The sequence below is a fragment of the Candidatus Symbiopectobacterium sp. genome, assembly GCF_020054415.1.
Classification (GTDB): domain Bacteria; phylum Pseudomonadota; class Gammaproteobacteria; order Enterobacterales; family Enterobacteriaceae; genus Symbiopectobacterium.
In genome coordinates, this window is the sequence record NZ_JAHWCO010000360.1 from 1 (window position 1) to 6,371 (window position 6,371).

The 6,371-nt window shown below is 53.2% G+C and carries 1 protein-coding gene and 5 pseudogenes; 2 read left to right on the forward strand and 4 right to left on the reverse strand.

Annotated elements, in window-relative coordinates:
- Together QZ506_RS10605 and QZ506_RS10610 are read left to right on the forward strand one after the other, a co-directional pair.
- Positions 1 to 223, forward strand: a pseudogene (locus tag QZ506_RS10605) (IS1 family transposase); the annotation flags it as partial.
- A gap of 59 nt (positions 224 to 282) precedes the next feature.
- A pseudogene (locus QZ506_RS10610) lies at positions 283 to 877 on the forward strand (YitT family protein).
- A gap of 86 nt (positions 878 to 963) precedes the next feature.
- Here the strand turns inward: QZ506_RS10610 and QZ506_RS10615 are convergent.
- The 4 genes and pseudogenes from QZ506_RS10615 to QZ506_RS10630 form a co-directional block, all read right to left on the reverse strand.
- Positions 964 to 3,030: pseudogene (locus QZ506_RS10615) on the reverse strand (carbon starvation CstA family protein).
- Positions 3,031 to 3,288: 258 nt separating this feature from the next.
- Positions 3,289 to 5,226, reverse strand: coding sequence for an exoribonuclease II (locus QZ506_RS10620; protein WP_291970980.1), 1,938 nt, complete (start codon positions 5,224 to 5,226; stop codon positions 3,289 to 3,291).
- A gap of 197 nt (positions 5,227 to 5,423) precedes the next feature.
- Positions 5,424 to 6,134: pseudogene (locus QZ506_RS10625) on the reverse strand (molybdopterin dinucleotide binding domain-containing protein); the annotation flags it as partial.
- A 108-nt stretch (positions 6,135 to 6,242) separates the two neighbouring features.
- Positions 6,243 to 6,371 (reverse strand): annotated as a pseudogene (locus QZ506_RS10630) (IS481 family transposase); the annotation flags it as partial.

Here is a 6,371-nt window from a genome sequence, read left to right on the forward strand (position 1 = left end):
CGTCAGTCATGCAAACACGGATGGCTACAGGGCTTACAACGACGAACTTCCAAAAGTAAGACACATTGTTAGCAAGCTGTATACACAGCGTATTGAGCGTGCACATCTGACACTGCGTAACCGATTGCAACGGCTCAATCGCAAGACGCCCGGATATTAAAAATCATCCGAAATGCACGATAGGATCATCGGTACTTACATCGAACGCGAGTACTACGTTTGATGCTACATCAACTCATTGAATACACGACCGACGAAGGGTTTGTGGTGGGGTGACGTTCTATGGCGTATCGGCTTGGGTTACTGTATGTGGGATTAGCGCTGTACGGTATGGCAATCGCCATGATGATCCGGGGAAATTTAGGGGTGGACCCGTGGGATGTGTTTCACCTCGGGTTAGCGCAGCATCTGCCACTGAGTGTGGGCACCATCATCATCCTGATGGGGGCGTTGGTGCTGCTGCTGCTGTGGATCCCTCTGCGCCAGCGGCCGGGATTGGGGACCATCAGTAACGTTATCGTGATTGGGCTGGCAACCAATGTGGGATTGGATTTACTGCCAGAAATCGAACACCTCGGGGCACGCACGGCGCTGCTGATCGGGGGGAGTAATCACCAACGGGCTAGCGACTGGCATGTATATCGGTGCCGGTTTTTGTCCTGGCCCTCGTGATGGCTTGATGACTGGCATTGTGGCGCGTACCGGATGGCAAATTCGCTATGTGCGAACCGGCATCGAGCTGACGGTATTGGTGGTAGGATGGATACTCGGCGGTACGGTCGGCGTGGGTACGGTGGTGTATGCCTTTGCGATTGGTCCGCTGATCCAACTGTTTTTACCCTATTTTGTCGGGCAGTCGCGCGAACGCGCCCTGTAACCGAAGGCTTCATCCTAGTATCACAATGGAAAAAAATGCCCGTTATTGCTGACGGGCATCGGCACACAGCACCGTTAATGAGGCGGTTAACGGTGCGTTGTTTCTTCAAGTAAGATAACAGCCACTTCTTTTGCCGTCGGCGTCTCGCTTGCCAGGGCACGGCGAATCACGAAAAAGGCGGAAATGAGCATGGTAACCGCTACCAGAATAAAGAACCCGCACAGTGCGGCGTTGATCTGGTTGCTGAACACAATGGTTTCCATATCTTTGATGGTCTTGGCCGGGGCGATTAACGTGCCTTGCTCAATACCCTGCGAGAAACGTTTAACCTGAGCCAGAAAACCGATACTGGCTTTTTCATGGAAGATTTTCTGCCAGCCTGCTGTCATGGAAGTGATAAATAGCCAGATGGTCGGCAGTATAGTTACCCAGGCATAGCGCTGTTTCTCCATTTTGAAAAGCACAACGGTACCAAGAATCAGCGCCATAGAAGCCAGCATCTGGTTTCCGATACCAAACAGCGGCCACGAGGTGTTAATCCCACCGAGAGGATCGATAACGCCCTGATAGACAAAGAATCCCCAACCTGCTACCGCCACCGTGGTGCCCGCCATGTTACCCAGCTAGGAGTGGCTCTTGCCCATACCGTGAATGGCGAGACCGACCAGATCCTGCACCATGAAACGGCAGGCGCGGGTACCGGCATCGACAGCTGTCAAAATGAACAGCGCTTCAAACAGGGTGGCGAAGTGATACCAGAATGCCATCATGGCCCGACTGTTAAATATTTCGGTGATTATATGCGCCATACCTACCGCAAAGGTAGGTGCCCCCCCGGCACGTGACAGAATAGAGGCTTCGCCCACGTCTTTGGCTATTTCACTCGGCGCTTCCTGTGTGATCATAGAGCCCCAGCCGTTGATCACCTATGAGGCTTGTTCAACGGTGGTACCGATTAGCACAGACGGTGAGTTCATGGCGAAATAGACGCCCGGATCGATAACTGAAGCGCAAATCAGCGCCATGAGCGCCACAAACGATTCCATCAGCATCACACCATAACCAATCATGCGAATGTGACTTTCGCGTTCAATCAGCTTAGGCGTGGTAGCGCTGGAGACCAACGCGTGGAACCCGGAGATGGCACCGCAAGCGATGGTGATAAACAGGAAGAGGAACAGGCTACCGGAGAACACCGGCCCGCTACCGTCAATAAAGCGTGTCACAGACGGCATTTTCAGTTCTGGCGTGGCGAACACAATACCCACAGCCAGACCGACAATCACACCATTTTTCAGGAACGTAGAAAGATAGTCGCGTGGTGCCAGCAGCAGCCATACTGGCAGCACCGAAGCGATAAAGCAGTAAATCACCAGCGCCCAGGTCAGCGTGGTACCTTGCAGGGTGAAGAAGGGACCCTAGTACGGATGGACAGAAATGTCGCCGCCGTAGACGATGGCCATCATCATCAACACAAAACCGATCAATGACACTTCAGCTATTTTGCCAGGGCGCAGAAAACGCATATAGACGCCCATAAACAGCGCAATCGGGATGGTCGCTGCAATGGTAAACACCCCCCAGGGGCTGTGTGTCAGCGCTTTGACCACAACCAGTGCCAGTGCGGAAAGGATGATTATCATCACACCCAGTGCGCCCAGCATCGTCACCACACCTGCAAAGGTGCCTAACTCTTGTTTTGCCATTTCCCCGAGCGAACGGCCATCGCGGCGCGTCGAGATAAGCAGGACCAGAAAATCTTGTACCGCACCGGCGAACATCACACCGACCAAAATCCAGATGGTGCCCGACAGAAAGCCCATCCGCGCGGAGAGAATCGGGCCAACCAACGGACCCGCCCCGGCGATAGCGGCAAAGTGGTGACCAAACAACACCCACTTGTTGGTGGGAACATAATCCAACCCGTCATTGTGAGGCTCAGCCGACGTGACACGACGGTCGTCCAGTTCAAACACTTTTTTAGCAATAAACAGACTGTAAAAGCGGTAGGCAATGCTGTAGCAGGATACGGCGGCAATGACCAACCACACGGCATTAACGTGCTCTCCACGGCTTAAGGCCAGCATCGCGAAGGCGATAGCCCCCGCTAATGCGACCAACAGCCAGATCACTATGCTCTTGACATTATTCATGACAACGGCTCCTTCGTTACCCAACTAATGGGGCGAGAGTTTTGCTGGCTTTTAGGGCGTGGCGCCATGGCAAACGGCGCAAACCTTAAAAATATAATGTATTTCAGCGTGATGCGCGGCAGGTGCATATGAGAAAATGTGAGCAAGAGTGAATTTTTGTAAATTAAATTCAGTTTTGGCTAATAATGATAGGGGCAGGGAGAATCTGATGCGGAGAAAATCGGTGTCGCCAACCCGCAGGCGGGCGACACTAGAAGTTTATGCTACGGGTTTGGCAATGATACTGCGCGTTTCCATGCGCACGTCGGTCAATACCACATCCAGCGTATCGCTTTGGCGGTAGACTACTTCACCTTTGACGGAGACCGTTCCCGTTTCCTGGCTGCTGACTAGCTCATCGCGTACTGCGTGAATAAACGAAGCCGGGATAAAGGCAACGGCACCGTTGTTCAGCAAACGCACACGCAGACCACCACGCGTCACATCGATGATCTCGGCGCGGAAGCGGGCATCAGTCCCGGCTTTCGGTTTCAGGAAACGAGCATACAGCCAGTCACCGACGTCACGCTCGGCCATCCGGTTTAAACGACGGCGCTCCGCCATTTGTTGCGTGATGTCATCTTGCGGTTTCTTAGCGGGATGCCGGCAAATAATTGCTTTCAGCAGGCGATGGTTGATCATGTCGCCAAACTTGCGGATGGGTGAGGTCCAGGTGGCATACGCATCCAGCCCCAAACCAAAATGCGGCCCTGGCGTAGTGGAAACCTCGGCGAAGGTTTGGAAGCGGCGAATGCGGCTGTCTAAAAATGGCGTCGGCTGCGCATCCAGCTCTCGGCGCAGTTTGCAAAAGCCGTCCAGGGTCAACAGCGCAGCAGCGTCCGCTTCAATGCCGTTGTTACTTAACACCGTCACTGCCTGATCGACCTGAGTTGGCTCGAACCCGTTGTGCACGTTGTAAATGCCGAAGCCAAGCTTCTCTTTAAGCATGCGTGCGGCGCAGATATTGGCGGTGATCATGGTTTCTTCGACGATACGATTAGCGATACGACGTTGCTCAACCACGATATCCAGCACATCGCCCTGCTCACCGAGCAGGAAACGGTAATCAGGACGATCTTTAAACACCAGTGCGTGGGTGGCACGCCAAGCGCTGCGGGCCAGACCTATGCGGTGCAACAAACGGATTTGCTCGGCAACGGCATCGTTCTCCGGCTGCCATTCACCCTGTTGCTCCAGCCAGTCTGAAACGTTGTCGTAAACCAGTTTGGCCTTGGATTCTACCCAAGCGGCAAAGAACTGCACATCATCGCCCAACGTACCGTCGGCCGCGACGGTGACGCGGCACACCACTGCCGGGCGGCGCTCCTGCGCTCGCAGCGAGCAGATATCGTCGGAAAGTACGCGCGGCAGCATAGGAATATTGAATCCCGGCAGGTAGTTGGTAAACGCACGTTGACGCGCCAGCCTATCCAGCGTGCTGCCCGCTTCCACATAGGCGGTAGGGTCGGCAATGGCGATAGTGAGTTCCAGGGTGCCGTCGCCGTTATCTTTGGCATACAGCGCATCGTCCATGTCTTCAGTACTGGCGCTGTCGATGGTAACAAAGGTCAGTGCGGTCAAATCTTCGCGCGTCAGATTGCCGTCATTGAGCGTCAATTCGCTGTCCATTTCTGGCGCAGTACGCTCAAGATTGTGACGTGATAACGTCACCCACCACGGCGCCAGCGGATCGTCGCAGGTGGTGATGTATTGCGTTAATTCAGCATGGAAGCTGCGATCGCCTTTGAGCGGATGGCGATGCATTTCCGCCACCGCCCAATCACCATCCTGAAAGGTGTGATTGACGTCGCGTCCGGTACGGCAGGGGATCGCCTCTTTCAGCAGCGGATGATCGGGCAGGATGGCAAAACGGTCATCCTTTTTCTGCAAGCGGCCAACAAAGCGCGTCAAAAAGGGTTCAATCAGGGATTCCGGCTCTGCGATTTCACGATCTTTATCGGTGTGGAGCGTCGCAACTATACGATCGCCATGCATCACCTTCTTCATCTGCGGTGGTGGAATAAAGTAGCTTTTTTGTGCGTCGACTTCCAAAAAGCCGAACCCTTTATCAGTGCCTTTCACTACGCCTTCAGCACGCGGAGTTTGGGAGTGAAGTTGCTGTTTTAGCTGGGCAAGCAGCGGATTATCTTGAAACATAATGAGTAAAAGAGATGTCCAGATGCGGTTATTAACGATACTAATGAATGGCAGACAGTTTTACGCGAAACCCGTGCTGGCGGCAAGCGTGATGTATATCAATGAGAGCAATCTTCGTGTTTTGAGAATAACCGCTAATGAATCGTGTAACGGGAGTGGAACGCAGGCGTCCCGGCCTGTGCCGAGACGCCAGTATATCAGGCGATACGTCGCTCAGTTTCTGTATCGCGCTGGCTGCGGGTTATGATCACGGGCACCGATTTTGAGGTCGGTGTAAAGGTTTCATCACCGACGCTTGAGAGCGGTACTAATGGATTGCTTTCCGGGTAATAGGCGGCCAGATTGCCGCGAGGAATATTGTAGCTGACCAGGCGAAATCCACTCACCTTACGTGTGATGCCATCGTTCCACAGCGTCTCGATATCCACATCGTCACCGTCAGCCAACACCAGTGAAGCGATATCCTGCCGATTGATAAACAGCACCTCGCGTTGCCCGTAAACGCCGCGATAGCGGTCATCAAGAACATAAATGGTGGTGTTGTACTGATCGTGCGAACGCAGGTTTTGCAGGGTAAAAGGAGTCTGTTGCGTGCCAAGCTGCGGGAACAGGTTTTTCGGCAGTTCGGCTGTGCAGAAGTTGGCTTTGTGATTCGGGGTGTTAAAGCGTAACTCAGCCGCCGCATTGCCCAGATAGAACCCGCCGGGCTGTTCGCAACGGGCGTTGAAATCGTTGAAGCAGGGTAGGGTGGCAGCGATGTGGTCACGGATCAGTGAATAATCTCCCGCGAGTGTCAGCAAATCCACCGGTTGGTTGCACAACGTGGCATTGGCAATGCCGGCGACGATAGCGGTCTCAGAGCGCTGTTGTTCTGACAGCGGACGAGAAATATCAGCATTTTGATTCAATTGGTTACAAGAAATAGATCGAAATTACTCGAAATTCGATCGAAATAATTTGTACTAGCTCAGACCTGATCTGACAGTTACCTATTATTTATACAGTTGTCTGTCAGATTACATCTGGTTCAGATTCTTTTCTGCCCAGATCCGTTTTCCATCGAGTAAAGTGGCCATCGGCGTACGCCCGCAGCACATTTTTCCCTGATGAGTTCGCTCATTATTGTAATGCCACAACCAGTTGTC